The sequence below is a fragment of the Curtobacterium sp. MMLR14_002 genome, assembly GCF_001864975.1.
Taxonomy (GTDB): domain Bacteria; phylum Actinomycetota; class Actinomycetes; order Actinomycetales; family Microbacteriaceae; genus Curtobacterium; species Curtobacterium flaccumfaciens.
In genome coordinates this window covers 52113-74127 of the sequence record NZ_MJGT01000057.1, presented here as the reverse complement: position 1 = coordinate 74127, position 22015 = coordinate 52113, and the positions used below count along the sequence as shown (strand labels likewise).

Here is a 22015-nt window from a genome sequence, read left to right as displayed (position 1 = left end):
GCTGCGTCAGGCGACGATGCGTTCCCGTGCCAGGTCGGCGACGAGCCGGTCCAGCCGTGGACCGCGCCCGAGCAGCCGACGCGAACCGGGGGCGGTCCGGACGAAGAACGTCGCCACCGCGGGGGTGTCGTCCGGTCGTACGTGGTGGATCGCCACCGCACACGCGCGGCGAGCGCCAGCGGAACGGCCAGGGCGCTCGGAGCCACCGTCTCGCCCCGAGCCGTCCGAGCCGTCCGAGCCGTCGACGCCGTCCGCCACGTCTTCGAGTCCGACGTGCACGACACGACTCCACCGGATCACGAGCAGCCGGGTCGCCCGCCGTTCGTCGAGTTCCCACAGGGAGGCCTCGGTGGCGCCGAAGGCCCAGGTCACGCGCGAACCGAGGTGGGTGTCCGGACGGACTTCGTCGACGACACCACGGAGTTCGGGCGTCGGCGCCGCCGGCACCAGCCACACCGTCGGGTCGATCCGCCGGATGGCGAGCGCGAGGGCCTCGTCCGCCTGCCGCCGCCGTGCCGTCGCGGTCCGCACGACGGCGACCACGATGACCACGACACCGAGGGCGATCGCGCCGAACTCCACGATGCCGTACCAGGAGAGGTCGACGCCCGGCGCAGTCGAGACCACGACGATCCGGGTGATCAGGAGGACCAGCCAGACGACGACGATGACCCAGCGCAGGGTGGCGAGTCGACGTGCCGGAGACATCGGTGTCCGCCCGGCACCGCGGGCACGACCGGACCGCGGGACACCATCCGGACGCTGCAGCACGGTCCGATCCTCCCACGAGCCGCGCGCCACCTGCTGGCCGAACCCGATGAACGCGCGGGGAAGCTCGCACACACAGCCCACGAGCGGCCGGGCGACCTACGCTCGGGCGGTGACCACCGAGACGACGGACGAACCGATCGGCCAACCGACGGCGGGTCCGTCGGACGGCCCGGGCGGGCCCGATGCCCCTTCGACCCGACGTTGGACGCTGATCGCCGCGATCGTCGGCGTCGTGGCCGCCGCCGCGTTCCTCGGTGTCGCCGAGTTCGGCGCGCTGCTGCTCGGCGGAGCGGGCAGCCCCCTGGTCGCCGTCGGATCCGCCGTCATCGACCTCGCTCCCCCGGGTGCGAAGGACTTCATGGTCGCCGTGTTCGGCACCGGGGACAAGGTCGCCCTGTTCGTGCTCATGACGGTGATCGTCATCGCGATCAGCGCCGGTGCCGGTGTCCTCGAACGTGCACGACCGCCCTTCGGTGCCCTCGTGTTCGCCGCCGGTGGCGTGCTGGCGCTGCTTGCCGTCAGCACCCGCTCGGGCAGCGGGACGCTCGACGGTGCCCCGACGGTCCTCGGCATCGCGGCAGCGGTGGTCGTCCTGCGCCTGCTGCTCCAGCGGCTGCGCCGGTGGGAGGCCGCGGCGACCGTGCCGACGGCGGCACCGCGACCCGCCTCGACGGAGCGCCGGACGTTCCTGGTCTGGGGCGTCGCGACGGCGACCGTCGCGGTCGTGGTGGGCACCGCCTCCCGGCTGGGGTCGTCCGCGATGCAGGCGGCCGCTGCTGCCCGGCGGGCCATCCGGCTGCCCGCCGCGGCGACCGCTGCACCGGCGGTCCCCGCGGGTGCGTCGCTCGACGTCGACGGCATCACCCCGTACATCACGCCGAACGCCGACTTCTACCGGATCGACACGGCCCTGCGGGTACCGCAGGTCGACCCCGCCGACTGGTCGCTCCGCATCCACGGCGCGGTCGAGAACGAGATCACGCTGACGTGGGACGAGCTGCTCGCACTGCCGCTCGAGGAGCACGTGGCCACCCTGAGCTGCGTGTCGAACGAGGTCGGCGGTGACCTCATCGGCACGGCCCGCTGGCTGGGCTACCCCATCCGGAAGCTCCTCGCCCGGGCGCGTCCGACGGGCGACGCCGACATGGTGCTCTCACGGAGCATCGACGGGTTCTCCGCCGGCACCCCGCTCGACGTGCTGCAGGACAACGGCACCGCGGCGCTGCTCGCGGTCGGGATGAACGGCGAGCCCCTGCCGACCGAGCACGGGTTCCCGGTGCGGATGGTCGTGCCGGGCCTGTTCGGGTACGTCTCGGCGACGAAGTGGGTCACCGAGCTCGAGGTCACCCGGTTCGCCGACGCGCAGGGCTACTGGACCCCGCGTGGCTGGTCGGAGCGGGGCCCGGTCAAGCTCGAGTCCCGCATCGACACCCCGCGGAACGGGTCGACCGTGACCGCGGGCAAGCCGGTCGCGATCGCGGGGGTCGCGTGGCAGCCGCACAAGGGCGTGAAGGCCGTCGAGGTCCGTGTCGGTGGCGGCCACTGGCAGCGCGCCGAACTCGCAGACTCGGTCTCCGCGGACACCTGGCGGCAGTGGGTGGTGCGGTGGACGCCGACCGCCGGCTCGCACCGCATCGAGGTGCGCGCGACCAGTGCGGACGGCGAGGTGCAGACGAGCGTGGACCGGCCGCCGGCGCCCAACGGTGCGACGGGCTGGCACACGGTGACAGTCGACGCGCGCTGACGGCCCGGGAGCGGTCTGCGACACGCCCGCTGACTGCCGTGGAGGTGGCAGGAAGCGTCGATTCGCGGACGCGCAGGCGACACTTCATGCCACCTCGGCGAACCTGAGCGGCATGTCGTGACCGCCCGCCGCCGGCGCGCTCCGGCCACCCGACGGCCTGGAGGCCCGGTGCCGGCCCGCCCCGCCCCTCGCCCTGGTCGCGCGACACGCCACGTGCGTCACGCCGGGGTCGCAGAAACTGTCGGTTCGCGGACGCGCAGACGACACTTCGTGCCGCCTCGGCGAACCTGAGCGGCATGTCGTGACCACTCGGCACCACGGCCAGGCAGACCAGGGTCAGGCGGGCAGATCGGGGTCAGGCGGGCAGGGTCGCGACGACGCAGGTGCCGTCGACCTCGGCGTCCCGCTCGACCTCGGCGGAGAAGCCGGCGGCCGTGAACGCAGCGGCGGACGCCTCGGCCTGAGCCTCGGACACCTCGATGACGACGGCACCACCGGGACGGAGCCACTCCCCCGCACCCGCTGCGATCCGGCGGTGCAGGTCGAGGCCGTCCGCACCACCGTCGAGCGCGACGCGGTGTTCGTGCTCGCGGGCCTCGGTCGGCATGAGCTCGATCGAGGCCGTCGGCACGTAGGGGGCGTTCACCGCGATGACCGTCACGGCCCCGCGGAACCGTTCGGGCAGCGGCGCGAACAGGTCTCCGGCGACGACGATGCCGCGGTCGCCGATGTTCTCGGCTGCGACGTCGACGGCGTCCGGGTCGATGTCGGTCGCGACGAGGTCGAGCGCGCCGACCCGACCGAACAGGGCCACCGAGATCGCACCGGCACCGCAGCACAGGTCGACCGCCCGGTCGTAGCGCTGCAGCCGACGCGCAGCCTGCTCGACGACGACGGTGGTGCGGGCTCGCGGCACGAAGACCCCGGGGGTCACCCGGATGCGGTGCCCGTCGAAGGCGGCCCAGCCGAGCACGTACTCGAGCGGCTCACCGGCCAGCCGACGCTGCACGAGGCTCCGGAGTCGCACCGGCTCACCGTCACCGGCCTCGAGCAACAGGTCGGCTTCGTCCTCGGCGAAGACGCTCCCCGCGGCCCGGAGCCGGGCCGCGAGGGCGTCACGCGCGGGATGGGTCAAGCGGCTCCGTCGAACATCGACGTCACGGAACCGTCGTCGAAGACCTCGTGGATGGCACGGGCGATGAGCGGGGCGATCGGCAGGACCTCGAGGCGGTCCCAGCGCTTGTCCATCGGCAGGGGCAGGGTGTCCGTCACGACCACGCGGTCGATGAACTCGCTCTGCAGCAGCTCGGTGGCCGGGTCGGAGAACACGGCGTGGGTCGCGGCGACGACGACACCCGTGGCGCCGGCGTTCTTGAGCGCCTCGGCAGCCTTGGCGATCGTGCGGCCGGTGTCGATGAGGTCGTCGACGAGCAGGCACACGCGGCCGCTGACGTCACCGACGATCTCGTGCACCGAGACCTGGTTCGGCACGAGCGGGTCGCGGCGCTTGTGGATGATGGCGAGCGGGGCGCCGAGCTTCTCGGACCAGATGTCGGCGACACGGACGCGGCCCATGTCGGGCGACACGACGGTGAGCGTCTTCGGGTCGAGGATCTGGCGGAAGCGCTCGAGCAGCACCGGCATGGCGAACAGGTGGTCGACGGGGCCGTCGAAGAAGCCCTGGATCTGCGCGGCGTGCAGGTCGACGCTCATGATGCGGTGTGCGCCGGCGGCCTTGAACAGGTCGGCGACGAGGCGGGCCGAGATGGGCTCGCGGCCGCGGCCCTTCTTGTCCTGACGGGCGTACGGGTAGAACGGCGCCACGACCGTGATGCGCTTCGCCGAGGCACGCTTCAGCGCGTCGACCATGATGAGCTGCTCCATGAGCCACTCGTTGATCGGCGCGGTGTGCGACTGGATGACGAAGGCGTCGCAGCCACGGACCGACTCGTCGAAGCGGGCGTAGAGCTCACCGTTCGCGAAGGTCCGGGCATCGGTCGGCACGAGGTCGACCCCGAGCTCCTCCGCGATCTCGGCAGAGAGCGCCGGGTGTGCTCGCCCCGAGACGAGGACGAGTCGTTTCTGGCCGGTTGTCTTGATTCCGGACAAGTGCGGTGCTCACTCCCTGACCCACGAGGGGTCGATGTCGGCGACGGGTGGTCGCCGGGATCTATTCGCCGTTCGCGAGCCGAGCAGCCTCGGCCGCCGGTGTGCCGGGTCGGTGTTCCTCGACCCATCCGTCGGTGTTGCGCTGTGGGGCGTAGCTGATCGCGAGCGATCCTGCCGGAACGTCCTTGCGGACGGTCGTCCCGGCACCGGTGTACGCACCGTCACCAATCCTAACGGGGGCGACGAACACGTTGTGCGAGCCTGTACGGACGTTCGAGCCGACCTCGGTGCGGTGCTTGTGCACGCCGTCGTAGTTCGCGGTGATGGTGTTCGCGCCGATGTTCGAGTCCTCGCCCACCTCGGCGTCGCCGATGTAGGACAGGTGCGGGACCTTGCTGCCCCGCCCGATCCGGGCGTTCTTCGTCTCGACGAAGGTGCCGATCTTGCCGTCGTCACCGAGGATCGTGCCCGGCCGCAGGTAGGCGAACGGGCCGACCGAGGCGCCGTCCCCGATCACGGCGAGGGTGGCGTCGACGCGGTTCACGGTGGCGCGGGCCCCGACCTCGGTGTCGCGCAGCGTGGTGTCCGGTCCGACGACGGCACCGGCGGCGATCGCGGTGGCGCCGATGAGCTGGGTGCCGGGCAGGACCTCGGCGTCGGGCTCGATGGTGACGTCGAGGTCGATCCAGGTGGACGCGGGGTCCTGCACGGTGACGCCGGCGAGCTGGTGGCGGCGGACGATGCGGGCGTTGAGTTCACGCGCGGCGTCGGAGAGCTGCGCACGGTCGTTGATGCCGGCGACGAGCCACGGATCGGTCAGGGTGACCACGTCGATGCGCCCGCCCCGCTCGCTGATCAGCGCGGGGGCGTCGGTGATGTACTTCTCGCCCTGGGCGTTCGCCGTGGTGAGCGACGGCAGGGCCGCCCGGAGGCGTGCCACGTCGAACGCGTAGATGCCCGCGTTCGCCTCGGTGATGGTCAGCTGCTCGGCCGTCGCGTCCTTGTGCTCGACGACGCTGACGAAGGCGCCGGAGGCATCGCGCACGATCCGTCCGAGGCCGGTCGGGTCCGGGGCGATCGCGCTCACGAAGGTCGCCCCGTTGCCACCACCGACGTGGGCGTCGACGAGGAGCCGGAGCGATGCGGCGTCGAGCAGCGGGACGTCGCCGGACAGCACCACGACGGCGCCGTCGAAGTCGGCGGGCAGTGCTTCGACCGCCACCTCGACCGCACGGCCGGTGCCGGGGACGTCGTCCTGGTCGACGACGATCGCGTCGGGGGCGCGCTCGACGACCTCGGCCGCGACGAGGTCACGCTCGTGCCGCACGACGACGGCGACGTGCTCGGGGCTGAGCGACGACGCCGTGCGCAGGACGTGCCCGATGAGCGGCAGTCCGGCGAGCCGGTGCAGCACCTTGGGCGTGGACGACTTCATGCGCGTGCCCTGCCCGGCGGCGAGGACGACGACGGCGATGCGCTGGTCGGTCATGCACCCATCCTGGCGCACCGCAGCCCGGGCCGCCCGACGCGACCACGGCCCTGTGCGGAACCGTGCGCACAACCGCAGCCTGTGGACGGACGGGCACCGAGCCTCCAGGCCGCCTGACGGGGAGCTCTGGCAGACCCCGCACGCCGAGGATCAGGCCCGCGCGCCCTGCGGTTCCCGCTTGACGAACGCCATCAGCACCAGCCCGGCGATGAGCACGACGACCACGCCGAGGATCCCGAACCGGGTCGACCCACCGACGGTCACCGCGACGCCGAACAGCGCCGGCGCGAGGAACGACGCGGCCCGGCCGGTGGTGGCGTAGAGGCCGAAGAGCTCGCCCTCGCGGCCGGGGGTCGTCAGCCGCGCCAGGTACGCGCGGGACGACGACTGCACCGGGCCGACGAACACGGCGAGGGTCAGCCCGAGCACCCAGAACCACTGCGTCTCGTTGCCGGCGGCGAAGACCCCGACCCCGCACACGGCGAGGCCGACGAGCGAGACCATGATGAGCGCACGCGACCCGAACCGGTCGTCGAGGCGTCCGGAGACGAACGTCGCGATGCCGGCCACGACGTTCGCGGCGATGGCGAACAGGATGACCTGCGACGGCGTGAACCCGAACACCTGCGCGGCGACGATCCCGCCGAACGTGAATACGGCCCCGACACCGTCGCGGAACACCGCGCTGGCGAGCAGGAAGGCGAGGACGTTGCGCCGCTCGCGCCACAGCCGCGCGATGTCCCGGCCGAGGTCCGCGTAGGCGCTGAACACGCCGCCGCCGCGGGTGCGATCGGGCACCGCTTCGGGCACGGTGAGGAACAACGGGATCGAGCTGACGGCCAGCCAGACGGCGGCGATGCCGATCGCGACGCGGACGTCCCACTGCCCGGTGGCGACGGTGGCCGGCAGCTGCAGGAGCCCGCCGACGACCCCGTCGCCACGGAAGTCCTGGATGCAGAGCACGAGCAGCAGGACGAGCAGCACGATCCCGCCGAAGTACCCGGCCGCCCACCCGATGGCGGAGACCCGGCCGGTGCGTTCCCCGGAGGCGACCTGCCCGATCATGGCGTTGTAGCCCACGCTCGCGATCTCGTAGGCGACGGTGCCGATGCCGAGCAGGGCGGCGCCGAGCAGCAGGTACGGCTGGCTCGGCGCGACGAAGACCATGCCGCCGATCGACAGCGCGACGCCGATCGTGGCGATGAGGACCGACCGGCGGCGGTGTCCGGACGAGTCCGCGAGCCGCCCCATGGCGGGTGCCACCAGGGCCACGACGATGCCCGCGATGGTCAGTGCGGTGGACACGACGGCCGCGTTGTGCGCGAGCTCGCGTTCCACGATCGCCTTGCCGGCCGCGGACGTGTCGCCGACGAGCGCCGGGTCCACGAACGCCCGGCTGGCCAGGTACGTGCTGAACACGAAGGTGGTGACGACCGCGTTGAACGCGGCGGAACCCCAGTCCCAGAGCGCCCAGGAGACGAGCGCGCGCCGGTCGGTGCGCTGCGGCACGACGGCGGCCGGTGAAGCGGTCATGCGCGAACCGTAGCGCGTCCCGGTGACGCGGCGGTGGCCCCGTTCCGGGTCACGTGCCGGGCTGGAGGCGCGGGGCGGCCTGGCCCCGTGCCTCCCGTCCGCCTTGTCCGCGCGCCCGCACCCCGCGTGCGCTTCCACGGGGTCGCTCGCTCTGGTGCGAGGTCCCGCACTCCGTGCGAGGTCTGCGCGCCGTCACGGAGTCCGGAACCTCGCACCAGACGACGCGCAACCTGCTCAGGCGGGGACGCCGCCGGGGTAGACGACGGACTTGAGCGACTCCGGGTCGGTGTCGCTCTCGAGGGCCTCGCGGACGTCGTCGAGCCCGAAGCGACCGGTGACGAGCGAGTCGAGGTCGACCTGCCCGGACGCGACCAGCTCGATGGCGACCGGCCACGTGTTCGTGTACCGGAAGATTCCGGTGACCGTGACCTCGAGGTTCTGGATGTGCTCGACCGGCAGTGTCATCTCGGAGTTGCCGAGCCCGACCAGCACCGCGGCACCCGCCGGACCGACCGCCTTGATGCCGTCCGACACCGCTCGGGGTGCACCGCTGGCGTCGATGAACGCGTCGATGGGGACGATGTCGGACGCGACGGACACGGCGGTGGGGTCGACGACCTCGGTGGCGCCGTACTCCAGGGCCCGCGCACGGCGCTCCGGCACCAGGTCGCTGACGACGATGCGCGAGGCACCGAAGGCCTTCGCGACCTGGGCGCAGATGATGCCGATGGGACCGGCGCCGGCGATGAGCACCGACGAACCGGGCACGATGCCGGCCTTGCGCACGGCGGCGATGCCGACGGACAGGGGTTCGAGGAGCGCGCCGGCCTCGAACGAGACGGCGTCGGGCAGGACGTGCGCGAACTCGGCCTCGATGGTGACGAACTCGGTGAAGGCCCCGTCGACCGGCGGCGTCGCGTAGAAGCGCATGTGCGGGCAGAGGTTGTAGCGGCCGGCCAGGCACTGCGCGCAGCGGTGGCAGGGGCGCTGCGGCTCGATGGCCACGCGCTCCCCCACGCGGGACGGGTCGACACCCTCGCCGACGGCCTCGATCGTGCCGGAGAGCTCGTGCCCGAGGACGAGGGGCTCCTCGACGACGAAGTCGCCGATGCGGCCGTGGCGGTAGTAGTGCACGTCGGAGCCGCAGACCCCCACGGCGGCGACCCGGACGAGCACGTCGCCGGGGTCGACGGCGGGGACGGGGCGGTCCTCGACGGTGAGGTCCTGGGTGCCGAGCAGGACGCTGGTGCGCTGGGTGGAGGTCATGCGGTTCTCGCTTCCTCGGTCGCGTCGTCGCGGCCGGACGTGTGGGTGGTGGAGGGGGCGGCGGACGCCGTTGGCGTGGTCGCTGTCGCTGGCGGGGTCACTGTCGCTGGCGCCGGTGCCGGTGCCGGTGCTGGTGCCGCCGGCATCGTGGCGTCGCGCAGCAGCTCCGCGAAGCCGATCTCGGCGGCGCCACGGACCAGGACGTCACGGCCGAGTGCCGCCGGGACGATCCGGAGCCGATCGGTCATCGCGGCCATCGTCTGCGCCCGGACGTCGGTCTCGACCCGGTCGCCGACGTGTCCGAGCAGCGCACCGAGGAACCCGCCGAGCACGACGACCTCGGGGTCGACGGTGTGGATGGCGTTCCGCAGTGCGGTCGCGAGTGCGGTGACCTGTCGGTCGACGACCCGCTCGACCTCGGGCCGGCCCTCGGCGAGCGCCGCGGCGAGCGCGTCGAGGTCGTCCGGCGGGGTCCCGGTGACGGCGGTGAGGGCGGAGCGTGAGGCCTCGGTCTCCAGGCAGCCGACCGCACCGCAGTGGCAGCGGATCCCGTTCGCCGCGACGAAGGTGTGCCCGAGCTCGCCCGCGTACCCGTCGGCGCCGCTGAAGGGTCGACCGGCACTGACGATCCCGCCACCGATGCCGCTCGCGCCACCGTTCAGGTAGACGAGGTCGTCGACGCCGCGGGCGCTGCCGTACAGCCGTTCCGCCCAGGCACCGAGGTTGGCGTCGTTCGCGGCCCGGACCGGCAGCCCCAGGCGTTCCGCGAGCGGTGCGGCGAGGGGTTCGTCACGCCAGCCGAGGTGCGGGGCGTCGCGCACGGTGCCGTCCTCGACCCGGACGATGCCGGGCACGGCGACGCCCACCCCGACGATCCGGGCCGCCGGGCCGGTGCGGGCGAGGAGTGCTGCGAGGACCCGGGCGACGGCGTCGATCGCCTGCGCCGCGGTCGGCACCGTGGTCTGCGGCTCGACCAGCCGGTCGCGGACGGTGCCGTCGAGGCCGACGAGGGCGACCCCGACGGCGTCGATCTCGACCGTGACCGCGGCGGCGAGGACGTCGGCGGACGCCCGGACGACCCCGCTCGGCCGTCCGACACCGGCACCGGGGGTCCCCGCGGCGGGGGTCTCCTCGTGCACGAGCCCGGCGTCGACGAGTTCCCCGACGAGCGCGAGGATGGTCGAGCGGTTCAGGCCGGTGCGCCGGGTGAGCTCGGCGCGGGTGACGGGGCCGTCCTCGTGGACGAGCCGGAGGACGCGCGCGGCGTTGCCCGGCGTCGCCGTGGGCTGCCGTGCCATGGGTCCTCCTCGGTGGTGGGTGGGGCCGTGGGTGGGGTTTCGGGCTGAGCGACGAGTTTCGCACCGGCGGGCCCGTGAACTGTCGCGCAGCGCGAAACCTCGGCGACCGCGACCGCGACGGCCGGTCAGCGCGACTGCGAGAACGCGGCGTCGAACGAAGCGTCCGGCGGCGCGATGGTACCGAGCTGCCGGACGAACGCCAGCGCCTCGGGCCCGCCGACGAGCCGGTCCATGCCGGCGTCCTCCCACTCGACGCTGGTCGGTCCGGTGTACCCGATGTGGTTCAGCACGCGGAACACCCGCTCCCACGGCACGTCCCCGTGGCCGGCGGTGACGAAGTCCCACCCGCGCCGGGGGTCGCCCCACGGCAGGTGCGAGGACAGCCGACCGTTGCGCCCGTCGAGCTGCTTCACCGACTCCTTGCAGTGCACGTGGTACACCCGGTCGGCGAAGTCGAGCAGGAACGCCGCGGGGTCGAGGTCCTGCCAGACGAAGTGCGACGGGTCGAAGTTGAACCCGAACGCCGGCCGGTCGCGGAACACCTCGAGGGTCCGCGCAGCGGTCCAGTAGTCGTAGGCGATCTCGGACGGGTGCACCTCGAGTGCGAACCGGACCCCGACCTCCTCGAAGACGTCGAGGATCGGTGACCAGCGGTCGTGGAAGTCCTGGTACCCGGCGTCGATCATCCCCGGGGGCACGGGCGGGAACCCGGCGACGGTCTTCCAGATCGACGAGCCGGAGAAGCCCGTGACGGTGTCGACCCCGAGCGCCGCGGCGGCACGGGCGGTCCACTGCAGCTCCTCGGCCGCACGCTGCCGCACGCCCTCGGGGTCGCCGTCGCCCCACACGTGCGGCGGGACGATGTCCTCGTGCCGCTGGTCGATGGGGTCGTCGCACACGGCCTGGCCGACCAGGTGGTTGGCGATCGTCCAGACCTGCAGCCCGTTGCGTTCCAGGATCGCCTTGCGCTCGGCGACGTACGAGGGGTCCGTCGCGGCGCGCCGGACGTCCAGGTGGTCACCCCAGCAGGCGATCTCCAGCCCGTCGTAGCCCCACTCGCCGGCGAGCCGGGCGACCTCCTCGAAGGGCAGGTCGGCCCACTGTCCGGTGAACAGGGTGACCGGCCTGGAGGCCCGGGTCGTCTCCGTCGTGTCGCTCGCGTCCGTCGTCGTCATCGTCGTCGTCCTTCTTCGCGGTGGTCGGGTTCCGTCACCAGGATCCGGGTGCGGACCCGGCGGAGACGGTGGCGGGTCGCTCGACGCGCGAGTGCACGTCGACGACCGAGTGGTCTCGGGCGGCGGCGGAGACCGCCTCCATGACCTCGAGCACGTGGAACGCGAGGTCGCCGGAGGCTCGGTGCGGCCGGTCCGTCGCGATCGCGTGGGCCATGTCGGCGAGACCGTAACCACGGCCGGCGTCGGTGTACCCGGCGGCCACCGGCAGGTCCCGCCACGAGCGGTCGTCGGCGGTGGCGATCGACACGGTGTCCGCGAACCGGTTCGGGTCCGGGACGCCGAGGGTGCCGGCGGTGCCGTACACCTCGAACAGCGGGGCGCGGGTGGCCCACACCTCGAACGAGACGGTGACGGTGGAGACCACGCCGCCCTCGTGCTCGAGGATCGCGACGACGTGGGTGTCGATGTCGACCGGGATCGACGTGCGGGCGTTCGGTCCGGTCGCGATCGTCCGTTCGCGGGTGGAGCGGGTCGCACTGCCGCTGACCCGGACGACCGGCCCGAAGAACGTGACGAGGCTGGTCAGGTAGTACGGCCCCATGTCGAGGAGCGGTCCGCCGCCCGGCTGGTAGTAGAACGCCGGCGCGGGGTGCCAGAGCTCGTGCCCGGGGGCGCTCCAGGCGACGGCGGCACCGACCGGGGTGCCGATCGCGCCGTCGTCGAGAGCGGCCCGTGCGGTCTGGATGCCGGTCCCGAGGACGGTGTCCGGGGCACTGCCGACGCGCAGGCCGGCGGCGCGGGCTGCTTCGAGCACCGGTGCGGCCTCGGCGGTGGACATCGCGAGCGGCTTCTCGCCGTAGACGTGCTTGCCGGCGGCGAGCGCGCGGGTGGCGATGTCGGCGTGCGCGGCCGGGATCGTCAGGTTGAGCACCACGTCGACGTCGTCGGCGGCGAGCAGGTCGTCCACGGTGGTGCCGCGCACGCCCTGTGCCGCACCGACCTGCTGGGCACGGGCGACGTCGAGGTCGGCGACCGCCACGAGCGACAGCCCGGGCAGCGCCGGGAAGTGCTCGAAGTACTGCTGGCTGATCACGCCCACGCCGACGACGCCGACCCGCAGTGCTCGTTCGTTCACCGTGCTGCCCACAGGAGTCCCCGTTCGATGATGGTGCGGAGTGGCTGCGACTCGACGACCTCGAGGCGGTGCCCTGGTGCGGAGACGAACACGCGGCCCTCGCCCCACTGCCGTGTCCAGATCGCCGGTGCGGTGACCGGTCGGTTCCAGGCGTCGAAGTCGCGCGCATCCTGGGTGGTGGTCGCGAGGACGTCGTTGTACTCGTCGGACAGCACCCAGTACTGCTCGGTGACGAGGTCGAAGTCCTCGATGCCCTGCGTGATCGGGTGTTCGTGCCCGAGGTCGGTGAGGTGCACCGTGTACGGGATGTAGTTGTCCGACTGCTCCCCGACCCGTTCGTCGGGGTGCTTGCCCGCGTGGTGCGCGAACTGCCCGCCGATCATGTGCAGGTAGTCGGCGGTGTTCCGGAACGCGTCCGCGATGCCGCCGTGCCAGCCGGCCAGTCCGGCGCCGCCCAGGACCGCGCGCTGCAGCCCGGCGAACTCGTCGTCGGCGATGGTCGACATCGTGACGACCTGCACGATCAGGTCGACCTCGTCCATGACGGCGGCGTCGGCGTAGACGGCCGTCGAGTCCGACACCCGGACCTCGAACCCGTTCTCGCGCAGGAACGGGACGAACAGGTCGGTGGTCTCGACGGGCTGGTGGCCGTCCCACCCGCCGCGGACGACGAGCGCCTGGCGGGTCTGCTCGGCGGCGCTCACGAGGTCGCCGTCCAGGTGCTGCCGGCGGCGGCGCTGCGTTCGACCGCGTCGAGGACCCGCTGCACGTGCAGGCCGTCGGCGAACGACGGCGACGGGTCGGTGCCGGCGACGATCGCGTCGACGAAGTCCTTCACCTGGTGGCTGAAGGTGTGCTCGTACCCGATGAGGTGCCCGGTCGGCCACCACGCGGCCATGTAGGGGTGCTCGGGCTCGGTGACGAGGATGCGGCGGAACCCCTGCTCCCCCGCGGGGGCGTTCGACTCGTACAGCCGGAGCTCGTTCATCGCCTCGAGGTCGAACTGGATCGCGCCCTCGGACCCGCTGATCTCGAGCGTCAGACCGTTCTTCCGCCCGGTCGCGTAGCGCGTGGCCTCGAACGTGCCGATCGCACCGTCGGCCGCGCCGCCGTCGAGTCGTGCGGTGAAGAACGCGGCGTCGTCGACGGTGACCTGCCCGCGCTCGCTCGACGCGGTGCCGGAGAGCCCGACCCCCTCGGCCATCAGCGGACGCTCCGTCACGAAGGTCTCGAGCGTGCCGGAGACGGTGGCGAGCGACGCGCCCGTGACGTGCTCGACCAGGTCGATGGCGTGGGCGCCGATGTCCCCGAGGGCCCCGGAGCCGGCGAGCGACTTGTCGAGGCGCCAGGTCATCGGGCCGTCCTCGTCCGCCAACCAGTCCTGCAGGTAGAGCGCGCGGACCTGGCGCACGGTGCCGATCCGGCCGTCCTGCACCAGCTGGCGCGCGAACGCGATGGCCGGCACCCGGCGGTAGCTGAACCCGACCATCGCCCGGACACCCTGTGCACGGGCGGCGTCGGCGGCGGCGGTCATCGCCTCGGCCTCGGCGACGGTGTTCGCGAGCGGCTTCTCGCACAGGACGTGCTTGCCGGCCTGGAGCGCGGCGATCGCGATCTCGACGTGCGAGGACCCCGGGGACACGACGTCGACCACGTCGATGTCCGGATCGGCCACGACGGCGCGCCAGTCGGTGGACGCCGCCTGCCAGCCGTACTGCTGCCGCGCGGCCTCGGTGCGTTCGGGATCACGCCCGACGATCACCGCCATCTCCGGCTCGGTGCCGAGATCGAAGAACCTGGGGGCGGTCCGCCACGCCTGTGAGTGTGCGGCTCCCATGAAGCCGTGCCCCACCATCGCGACCCGCAGTCGTTGTTGCACCGTCGACTCACTTGCCATCCGCTCGCTCCTTTGCGATCACGTGCTTGCCACAGCCAACACTACCGCTTATGTTGGGCGCGGCAACATTTTGTTTCGACGACGAACGGTGACCACCATGGCAACGACGCCCACCCGTGCAGACAAGTTCTCCTTCGGTCTCTGGACCATCGGCTACAACGGCTCCGACCCCTTCGGCGGGCCGACCCGACCCGCCCTCGACGTGGTCGAGGCGGTCGAGAAGCTCGACGAGCTCGGGGCCTACGGCCTGACCTTCCACGACGACGACCTGTTCGCGTTCGGTTCGACCGACGCCGAACGCCAGACCCAGATCGACCGCCTCAAGGGTGCCCTCGAGTCGACCGGGCTCGTCGTGCCGATGGTCACGACGAACCTGTTCTCCGCCCCGGTCTTCAAGGATGGCGGCTTCACCTCGAACGACCGGCAGGTCCGCCGCTTCGCGCTCCGCAAGGTGCTCCGCAACATCGACCTCGCCGCCGAGCTCGGCGCGTCGACGTTCGTGATGTGGGGTGGCCGCGAAGGCTCCGAGTACGACAGCGCCAAGGACGTGCAGGCCGCGCTCGAGCGGTACCGCGAGGCCGTCAACCTGCTCGCCCAGTACGTCACCGACAAGGGCTACGGCATCCGGTTCGCCATCGAGCCGAAGCCGAACGAGCCCCGCGGCGACATCCTCCTGCCGACCCTCGGCCACGCGATCGCCTTCACCGAGACGCTCGAGCGCCCGGAGCTGTTCGGCATCAACCCCGAGGTCGGCCACGAGCAGATGGCGGGCCTGAACTTCACGGCCGGCATCGCCCAGGCGCTCTACCAGGGCAAGCTCTTCCACATCGACCTCAACGGTCAGCGCGGCATCAAGTACGACCAGGACCTGGTGTTCGGTCACGGCGACCTGCAGAACGCGTTCTCGCTCGTCGACCTGCTCGAGCACGGCGCCCCGCAGGGCGGCCCGGCGTACGACGGCCCGCGCCACTTCGACTACAAGCCGAGCCGCACCGAGGACATCACCGGCGTCTGGGACTCCGCGTCGGCCAACATGCGCATGTACCTGCTCCTGAAGGAGCGTGCGCAGGCGTTCCGCGCCGACCCCGAGGTGCAGGCAGCGCTCGAGGCCTCCAAGGTCGGCGAGCTGTCGACGCCGACGCTGAACGACGGCGAGTCGTACGACACGTTCCTCGCCGACCGGTCCGCCTACGAGGACTTCGACGCCGACGCCTACTTCGGCGGCAAGGGCTTCGGCTTCGTCCGCCTGCAGCAGCTCGCCATCGAGCACCTGATGGGCGCGCGGAATTGACGGCAGACGCGCCAGCGGCTGCATTCCGCGCGCTGAGGCGGCCTGCCGCCGAAGTGGCTGAGAACACGGACGAGCGCCAGCTCGTCGCCGGGGTCGACTCGTCGACCCAGTCCTGCAAGGTCACCATCCGTGACGCCGCGACCGGTGCGGTCGTCCGCGAGGGACGCGCGTCCCACCCGGACGGCACCGCCGTCGACCCCCGCCACTGGTGGGACGCCCTCGGTGCCGCCGTCGCGGACGCCGGTGGCCTCGATGACGTCGGCGCCGTCGCCATCGCCGGGCAGCAGCACGGCATGGTCGCGCTCGACGCCGACGGTCACGTGGTCCGCGACGCCCTGCTCTGGAACGACGTCCGCAGTGCGGACGCGGCCGCGCAGATGGTCGACGAGCTCGGCCAGGAGGCGTGGGTCGCCCGGACGGGGCTGGTGCCGGTCGCGTCGTTCACCGGTACCAAGCTGCGGTGGCTCCGCGACGCGGAGCCCGAGAACGCGGCCCGCGTCGCGGCCGTGGCGCTCCCCCACGACTGGCTGTCGTGGCGGCTCCGCGGGTACGGACCGGCGCACGAGAGCCCGCTCGGCCCCGACCTCGACGCCCTGGCGACGGATGCGTCCGACGCCAGCGGCACGGGGTACTGGGACCCGGTGCGCCGCGAGTACGACCCGGAGCTGTTCGAGCTCGCGCTCGGGCGGCCGATGCGTCCGGCGTCGATGGGTGACGACGACGCCGTGGTCGTGCCCCGCGTGGTCGCTCCCGACGAGGCGATGGGCACCCTGTCCACCGACGTCGAGCTGCCCGGCGGCGCGGTCGCCCGGTCCGGCCTCGTCGTCGGTGCCGGACTCGGCGACAACGCCGGGGCAGCGCTCGGCCTGGGTCTCGGCCCGGGTGACGTCGCGGTGTCCCTCGGCACGAGCGGCACGGTCTTCGGGGTCAGCGACGCCGAGGTGCGTGACCCGAGCGGGACCGTGGCGGGCTTCGCCGACGGGACCGGGTCGCGCCTCCCGATCGTCACGACGCTCAACGCGGCCCGCGTGCTCGAGGTGATCGGCGGCCTGCTCGGCGTCGACCACGACGCACTCGGCGAGCTGGCGCTGCAGGCGCCGGCCGGGGCCGACGGCCTCGTGCTGGTGCCGTACTTCGTCGGCGAGCGCACGCCCAACCGGCCGGACGCGACCGCATCGTTGCTCGGCATGACGCCGGCGACCACCGACCGGGCGCACCTGGCCCGGGCGGCCGTCGAGGGGATGCTCTGCGCCCTCGCCGACGGACTGGCCGCGGTGCAGGACACCGGCGTGACCGTCGAGCGGCTGCTGCTCATCGGCGGCGCGGCGCGGAACCCGGCGGTCCGCGCCGTCGCCGCGCAGGTGTTCGGCCGTGACGTCCTGGTACCCGAGCCCGGTGAGTACGTCGCCGCGGGTGCTGCGAAGCAGGCCGCGTGGGCGCTCACCGGCGCCCTGCCGACCTGGGACACCGCGACGACCACCGTGCCGTCCGACCCGCACCCCGAGGTGCTCGAGCAGTACCGCGCCGCGGCGCGCTGACCGACGCACCGGATCCGACACTCCCCGCCCCCGGCGCCCTCCACCAGGGCGCCGGGGGCATCATCGTCCCCGGAGGACCCCCATGCCACTGACCGACCTGCCCCTCGACGCGCTCCGCACCCACCGCTCGGACGTGCGTCGTCCCGCCGACTTCGACGCCTTCTGGGCGGACACGATCACCGCCGCCCGGACCGCGGGCGAGGGCGTCGAGGTGACCCTCGTGCCGGCCGAGACCCCGGTGACCGGGCTCGTCGTCGAGGACCTGACGTTCTCCGGGTTCGCCGGTGACCCGGTGCGCGCGTGGGTCAACCGTCCCATGACCGACGACCCGGGCGCGCTGCCGGTCGTCGTCGAGTTCCTCGGCTACGGCGGTGGCCGTGGTCGCCCGGGTGAGCGCGTGCAATGGGCCCTCGCCGGGTACGTGCACGTGGTGATGGACACCCGCGGCCAGGGCTCCGGGTGGGCCGGCGGCGACACCCCGGACCCGCACGGCTCCGCACCGCACGCCAGCGGCTGGATGACGAGCGGCATCGGCTCGCCCGCCGACCACTACTACCGCCGCGTCTACACCGACGCCGTGCGGCTCGTCGAGGCGGTGCGCACGCTGCCCGGGATCGACCCCGAGCGCATCGCCCTGACCGGCGGCAGCCAGGGCGGCGGCATCACGATCGCCGCAGCGGCCCTGGTCGAGGCACACGTCGGACCGGTCGCCGCGGTGCTGCCCGACGTGGCGTTCCTGGCCGACTGGCGGAACGGCACCGACGTCGCGGTCGGCGGTCCGTACCTGGAGCTCGCGCAGTACCTCGCCGTCCACCGCGACGCGGCCGACACCGTGTGGGCGACCGCCGCGTACCTGGACGGGGTCAACCACGCCGCCGGCATCACCGCCCCGGCGCTGTTCTCGGTCGCGCTGATGGACGACGTCGTGCCGCCGCGCACGACCTTCGCCGCGTTCAACGCCCTCGGCTCCACCGACCGCGAGATCGTCGTGTACCCGTACAACGGGCACGAGGGTGGCGGCTTCCGGCACTGGGAGCGTCAGGCGGCGTTCCTGGCGGACCGCTTGCGCTGACGGACGTCGGGCGGCGGACGTCGGGCGTCAGGGGTCAGGTGCTCGTCTGGAGCGTCTTCTTCGGGTACTCGTCGAAGCGCTGGAAGTACGTGCTCGAGAACCGCCCCATGTGGCGGAACCCCCACCGGTGCGCGACCTCGGCCACCGTCGTCTGCGCACAGTCGGCGAGCTGGAGCGCGATCCGGACCCGGTCGAGGCGGACCTGCAGCAGGTACGTCATGGGGCTCACGCCGACGTGCTGCACGAAGTTCTCCTGCAGCGTGCGGGAGCTGACCCCGACGGCCCCGCAGACGTCCGCGAGCTGGAGCGGCCGGTCGCAGTGCTCCGCGAGCCAGGCCTGTGCGAGCTGCACGGTGTTCACCGTCCGGCGGACCGGCGATGCGTCGGGTTCGGCGTCCGTCCCGCCGAAGGCCCGCAGCACGGACTCGGCCAGCAGCACCTGTGCCGACAGGTGCCCGCCCGGGTTGCGGTCGGGGTGCAGTGCGTTGACGGCGACCGCGTCGATGCGGGCGACCAGGTGGGACACCTCGGCCTCGGCCGGGCGGGATCGCAGTCGGCCGGCGAAGCGGTGGTCGAACACGACCCCGTTGACGGCGTCGAGGAATCCGCGGTCGACCCGCAGGACCTGGACGGTCCCCGCCGGCACGAGCAGCGTGAACGGCCGGTCCGTCGGCAGGAGCACCGGCACACCGGGCCGGGCGGGCGCGTCGTCGTCGACCCGCAGGCACCCCGCGGTCGACCACGCCAGCACCGGCGTGCCGTCCGGCGTGAACGAGGCGGCGGCGGCGGTCGACACCGCCGACGACAGCAGCGCGACGTTGTGGTGGCGCACCGTCCGGTGGCGGAACGCGAACCGGTCGGTGGGCGCGAACCGGACGTCGCGACCGTCGTACACGGCACGCACCGTCCGGACGGCGTCCGCGGTGGTCCGGCCGCACCGCTCGGCGGTCCGGGGCTCGTGGCCGACGGCGACCCGCGGGACGGTGTCGCTGCTCACTGGCCCGACCCTCGCCGGGCGCGGAGGTCCGCGAAGGTGAACCGCTCACGGTCGACGTCGTCCTCGGACTGCACGATCCACCCGCGTCGGGCAGCGCGTGCCCGAGCCCGGTAGGAGGTGATGTGGACCGGGGCGACCCCCGGTGCACGCTCGTAACCACTCATCAGATCCTCCGATCTGTCCCCGTGCCTCCGACCCTGTTCGGAGGGGGACAGTTTGAGTACCTCTTGGACGATAAGCGCCCTCACCGGGGTCCACAATGACCCCCGAACGGGTGCGATCCACATCCGCGCACGCCGGATAACGGCGGCGTCGTGGCGTCGGAGGCCGATCGGCCCGACCGACTCGTACTCTCCACGTATGGACCAGGCACCGACCACGGCGAGTGGTCCCGAGCACGGCGGAGCACGGCTGTCCCGCACCGTGCACGAGGCGCTGCGGTTCGTGCACGCCCACGCCCGCGAAGCGATCTCCGTACCGGACATCGCCGCCGCCGCACACCTGTCGACCCGCGGCCTGCAGAGCGCGTTCCGACGGGAGCTGCAGACCTCACCCGCGTCGTACCTGCGCGGGGTGCGGCTCGAGGGCGTCCGCCGCGACCTGCTGTCGATGACACCGGCTGACCGTCGCACCATCGCGGACGTCGCCAAGCACTGGCACTTCAGCAACGCCGGCCGGATGGCGGCCGAGTATCGCGCCGCGTTCGGCACCGCACCGTCGGCGGCGCTCCGGTCGTTCGACCCGGAGGACCCGGACCCCCGCGCCACGTCGGACCTCGCCGGGTCCCCGGGCGAGGGATCACGCTTCCGGATCGTGCTCGACTGCGAGGTGGAGGTCGACGACGCCGACGCGACGTTCGCCCATGCCCTGCGCCGCGCCCAGGGCGACGACCGCCCCTGGCACGGCTACGACCCCGACGGCAGCACGGCCGACGTCGTCGCGTTCCTGCTGGCGAACGCCGTCCGCGGGGTCGCCGAGGACACCTCCGGCATCCGGCTGCGTGCGGTCAACCCCATGCTGCGGGCTCCGGACGAGCACGGCGGGTACCCGTCCGCCGAGCTCCCGCCGTGGTCGGCACCGGCCGTCCCGCCGTCGGGCACCGGCACGGAACGGGACTGATCACGCCGTCGATGGACGGAATGCGCCACACTTCGTGGATCCGCGGGAGGATGGACCCCGCGGGCCCGGCACGTGCGGCGGGCCCCGGCAAACGGAAGGCAGCGCCATGGGCCAGCTCATCTACGACTCGCAACCCCTCGAACTCCGCCTCGACGATCGCGCACTCACGCACCTGCAGATCGTCATCGTGAACCTCATCCGCCGCGGGGAGAGCTTCGTGTTCTCGTGGAAGGACGACCCCGCCGTCGGGGGCGGCCGCAGCAGCATCTGGATCCACCCGTACTGTGGGCTGCACTTCAAGTTCGCCGGTGGCAAGTCCCCGAGCGTGAACCGCTCGTGGCTCGACGAGCTCTACGCCAGCGCGGCGAGCGGCTCCGGCCTCGTCCTGAGCCCGGAACCGACGGACGCCGAGGGCCCGGTCTCCGCCGACGACGTCGTCGGCGCCCCGCCGGCACGACCCACCACGACCATCAGCGCCTCCTGACCGGGGCGCCGACGACGCGCCCCGACCGGGCACGAACGACAGGATGCCCCTCCCCGTGACCACCACCCCGCGTCGACGCCGCTCCGCGCTGCTCGCCGCCGCGCTCACCGCAGGACTCGCACTCGCCGGCTGCACGGCCCCGACCGCCGCCCACGCTGATGAGTTCGACGTGGCCGGCTTCCAGCCCGAGAACGCCGACACCGCCCTGGTGGACGCGAACGCCGCCGCGATGGACGTGGTCGGCGTCGACGGCCTGCTGCTGAACCGCACGGGCACGAAGGTCACCGCCCCGTCGCGCGCCGCCAAGGCCCAGCGCAACCGGGCACACGCCAACGGGCTCACCGCGCAGCTGCTCGTCAGCAACTACTCCGAGGCCGACGGCGACTTCAGCGAGCCGATCGCGCGGAAGCTCCTGACCTCGCCCGCGAACCGCGCCCGGGTCGTCAGGTCGCTCGCCGCCGACGTGGCCACGGGCGGCTGGGACTCGGTCATGATCGACCTCGAGGCGCTGACCCCGGCCGAGAAGCCCGGCCTCACCGCCTTCGCCCGGGAGCTCCGGGCCGCCGTCGGCGACGACGTCCGGCTCGACATCGCCCTGTCCGCGTCGACCACCGCCGCCGGCTACGCCCGCCTCGGCTACGACGTGCGCGCCCTCCGCGCCCCGCTCGACCACCTGACGCTCATGGCCTACGACCAGCACGGCCCCTGGGAGCCGGACACACCCGGTCCGGTCGGGTCGCTCGCGTGGTCGTCGAAGGCCGCCCGTGCGCTCGCGACCCTCGCTCCCGCCGACCAGATCGTGCTCGGTGTCGCCGGGTACGGCTACCACTGGAAGGGCACGCGCCCGGCCGGTCAGCTCTCCGACGCCCAGGCCCGGCTCCGGGTCCGGAAGGCGGGCGCGACCGCCCGCTGGGACGCGACGGTCGGCGAGTGGACCGCGACCCTGCCGAGCGGTGAGGTGCTCTGGTGGTCCGACGCACGCTCGCTGCGCGAACGGGTCGCCGTGGCGGAGCGGCTCGGCCTGACGGGCGTCGCCGTCTGGTCGCTGGACCTGTCCGACCGGATCGAACCGGTCGGGTGATCCCGACCCGCTGACG

At 73.0% G+C, this 22015-nt stretch carries 20 protein-coding genes; 7 read left to right on the top strand and 13 right to left on the bottom strand.

The window, feature by feature from the left end; translation table 11 throughout:
* Positions 1-6 precede the first annotated feature (6 nt).
* A complete protein-coding gene (locus BIU91_RS09550) occupies positions 7-771 on the bottom strand; it encodes a hypothetical protein (protein ID WP_139196632.1) in 765 nt (254 codons plus the stop codon).
* A gap of 109 nt (positions 772-880) precedes the next feature.
* On the opposite strand from BIU91_RS09550, the gene BIU91_RS09545 reads away from it, so the two are divergent.
* Positions 881-2515 (top strand): molybdopterin-dependent oxidoreductase, encoded by a 1635-nt coding sequence (locus tag BIU91_RS09545; protein WP_084740999.1) that lies wholly within the window; start codon positions 881-883, stop codon positions 2513-2515.
* Positions 2516-2870: 355 nt separating this feature from the next.
* Here BIU91_RS09545 and BIU91_RS09540 read toward each other — a convergent pair whose 3' ends face one another.
* The 10 genes from BIU91_RS09540 to BIU91_RS09495 all read right to left on the bottom strand — a co-directional run bounded on the left by BIU91_RS09540 (position 2871) and on the right by BIU91_RS09495 (position 14417).
* Positions 2871-3650, bottom strand: a complete 780-nt coding sequence (locus BIU91_RS09540; RefSeq protein ID WP_071405223.1) for a putative protein N(5)-glutamine methyltransferase — start codon at positions 3648-3650, stop codon at positions 2871-2873.
* A complete protein-coding gene (locus BIU91_RS09535; RefSeq protein WP_027464468.1) occupies positions 3647-4624 on the bottom strand; it encodes a ribose-phosphate diphosphokinase in 978 nt (325 codons plus the stop codon). The genes BIU91_RS09540 and BIU91_RS09535 overlap by 4 nt, the downstream gene beginning before the upstream one ends.
* Positions 4625-4685: 61 nt before the next feature.
* Complete coding sequence (gene glmU, locus BIU91_RS09530) at positions 4686-6113, bottom strand: bifunctional UDP-N-acetylglucosamine diphosphorylase/glucosamine-1-phosphate N-acetyltransferase GlmU (protein WP_071405222.1); 1428 nt, start codon at positions 6111-6113, stop codon at positions 4686-4688.
* A 150-nt stretch (positions 6114-6263) separates the two neighbouring features.
* Positions 6264-7646, bottom strand: coding sequence for an MFS transporter (locus BIU91_RS09525; protein WP_071405221.1), 1383 nt, complete (start codon positions 7644-7646; stop codon positions 6264-6266).
* A 234-nt stretch (positions 7647-7880) separates the two neighbouring features.
* Positions 7881-8912: an NAD(P)-dependent alcohol dehydrogenase gene (locus tag BIU91_RS09520; protein WP_071405220.1), complete on the bottom strand. Its 1032-nt coding sequence runs from the start codon at positions 8910-8912 to the stop codon at positions 7881-7883.
* Positions 8909-10210, bottom strand: coding sequence for an ROK family transcriptional regulator (locus BIU91_RS09515; protein ID WP_071405219.1), 1302 nt, complete (start codon positions 10208-10210; stop codon positions 8909-8911). The genes BIU91_RS09520 and BIU91_RS09515 overlap by 4 nt, the downstream gene beginning before the upstream one ends.
* Positions 10211-10335: 125 nt before the next feature.
* A complete protein-coding gene (locus tag BIU91_RS09510) occupies positions 10336-11385 on the bottom strand; it encodes a sugar phosphate isomerase/epimerase family protein (RefSeq protein WP_071405218.1) in 1050 nt (349 codons plus the stop codon).
* Between the two features lie 34 nt (positions 11386-11419).
* A complete protein-coding gene (locus BIU91_RS09505; RefSeq protein ID WP_253183725.1) occupies positions 11420-12505 on the bottom strand; it encodes a Gfo/Idh/MocA family oxidoreductase in 1086 nt (361 codons plus the stop codon).
* 11 nt (positions 12506-12516) lie between these two features.
* Positions 12517-13224, bottom strand: a complete 708-nt coding sequence (locus BIU91_RS09500) for a ThuA domain-containing protein (protein WP_071405217.1) — start codon at positions 13222-13224, stop codon at positions 12517-12519.
* On the bottom strand, positions 13221-14417 hold the full coding sequence (locus tag BIU91_RS09495; RefSeq protein WP_253183721.1) for a Gfo/Idh/MocA family oxidoreductase: 1197 nt from the start codon (positions 14415-14417) through the stop codon (positions 13221-13223). Before BIU91_RS09495 ends, BIU91_RS09500 begins: the two co-directional genes overlap by 4 nt.
* Positions 14418-14514: 97 nt before the next feature.
* Between BIU91_RS09495 and xylA the strand changes: the two genes are divergently transcribed.
* The 3 genes from xylA to BIU91_RS09480 all read left to right on the top strand — a co-directional run bounded on the left by xylA (position 14515) and on the right by BIU91_RS09480 (position 18318).
* Positions 14515-15708: a xylose isomerase gene (gene xylA, locus BIU91_RS09490; protein WP_027464459.1), complete on the top strand. Its 1194-nt coding sequence runs from the start codon at positions 14515-14517 to the stop codon at positions 15706-15708.
* Positions 15709-15761: 53 nt separating this feature from the next.
* Positions 15762-17246, top strand: coding sequence for a xylulokinase (gene xylB / locus BIU91_RS09485; RefSeq protein ID WP_071405215.1), 1485 nt, complete (start codon positions 15762-15764; stop codon positions 17244-17246).
* A gap of 82 nt (positions 17247-17328) precedes the next feature.
* The gene (locus BIU91_RS09480) at positions 17329-18318 is read left to right on the top strand and encodes an acetylxylan esterase (RefSeq protein ID WP_071405214.1); all 990 of its coding nucleotides are present in this window, start codon (positions 17329-17331) and stop codon (positions 18316-18318) included.
* A gap of 34 nt (positions 18319-18352) precedes the next feature.
* Here BIU91_RS09480 and BIU91_RS09475 read toward each other — a convergent pair whose 3' ends face one another.
* Together BIU91_RS09475 and BIU91_RS18900 are read right to left on the bottom strand one after the other, a co-directional pair.
* On the bottom strand, positions 18353-19315 hold the full coding sequence (locus BIU91_RS09475; RefSeq protein WP_071405213.1) for a helix-turn-helix transcriptional regulator: 963 nt from the start codon (positions 19313-19315) through the stop codon (positions 18353-18355).
* Complete coding sequence (locus BIU91_RS18900; protein WP_163343324.1) at positions 19312-19479, bottom strand: hypothetical protein; 168 nt, start codon at positions 19477-19479, stop codon at positions 19312-19314. The genes BIU91_RS09475 and BIU91_RS18900 overlap by 4 nt, the downstream gene beginning before the upstream one ends.
* A gap of 196 nt (positions 19480-19675) precedes the next feature.
* On the opposite strand from BIU91_RS18900, the gene BIU91_RS09470 reads away from it, so the two are divergent.
* The 3 genes from BIU91_RS09470 to BIU91_RS09460 all read left to right on the top strand — a co-directional run bounded on the left by BIU91_RS09470 (position 19676) and on the right by BIU91_RS09460 (position 21999).
* Complete coding sequence (locus tag BIU91_RS09470) at positions 19676-20434, top strand: AraC family transcriptional regulator (RefSeq protein ID WP_071405212.1); 759 nt, start codon at positions 19676-19678, stop codon at positions 20432-20434.
* 106 nt (positions 20435-20540) lie between these two features.
* Positions 20541-20918: an ATP-dependent DNA ligase gene (locus tag BIU91_RS09465; protein ID WP_071405211.1), complete on the top strand. Its 378-nt coding sequence runs from the start codon at positions 20541-20543 to the stop codon at positions 20916-20918.
* A 55-nt stretch (positions 20919-20973) separates the two neighbouring features.
* On the top strand, positions 20974-21999 hold the full coding sequence (locus tag BIU91_RS09460; protein ID WP_139196631.1) for a glycosyl hydrolase family 18 protein: 1026 nt from the start codon (positions 20974-20976) through the stop codon (positions 21997-21999).
* The last annotated feature ends 16 nt before the right edge of the window (positions 22000-22015 follow it).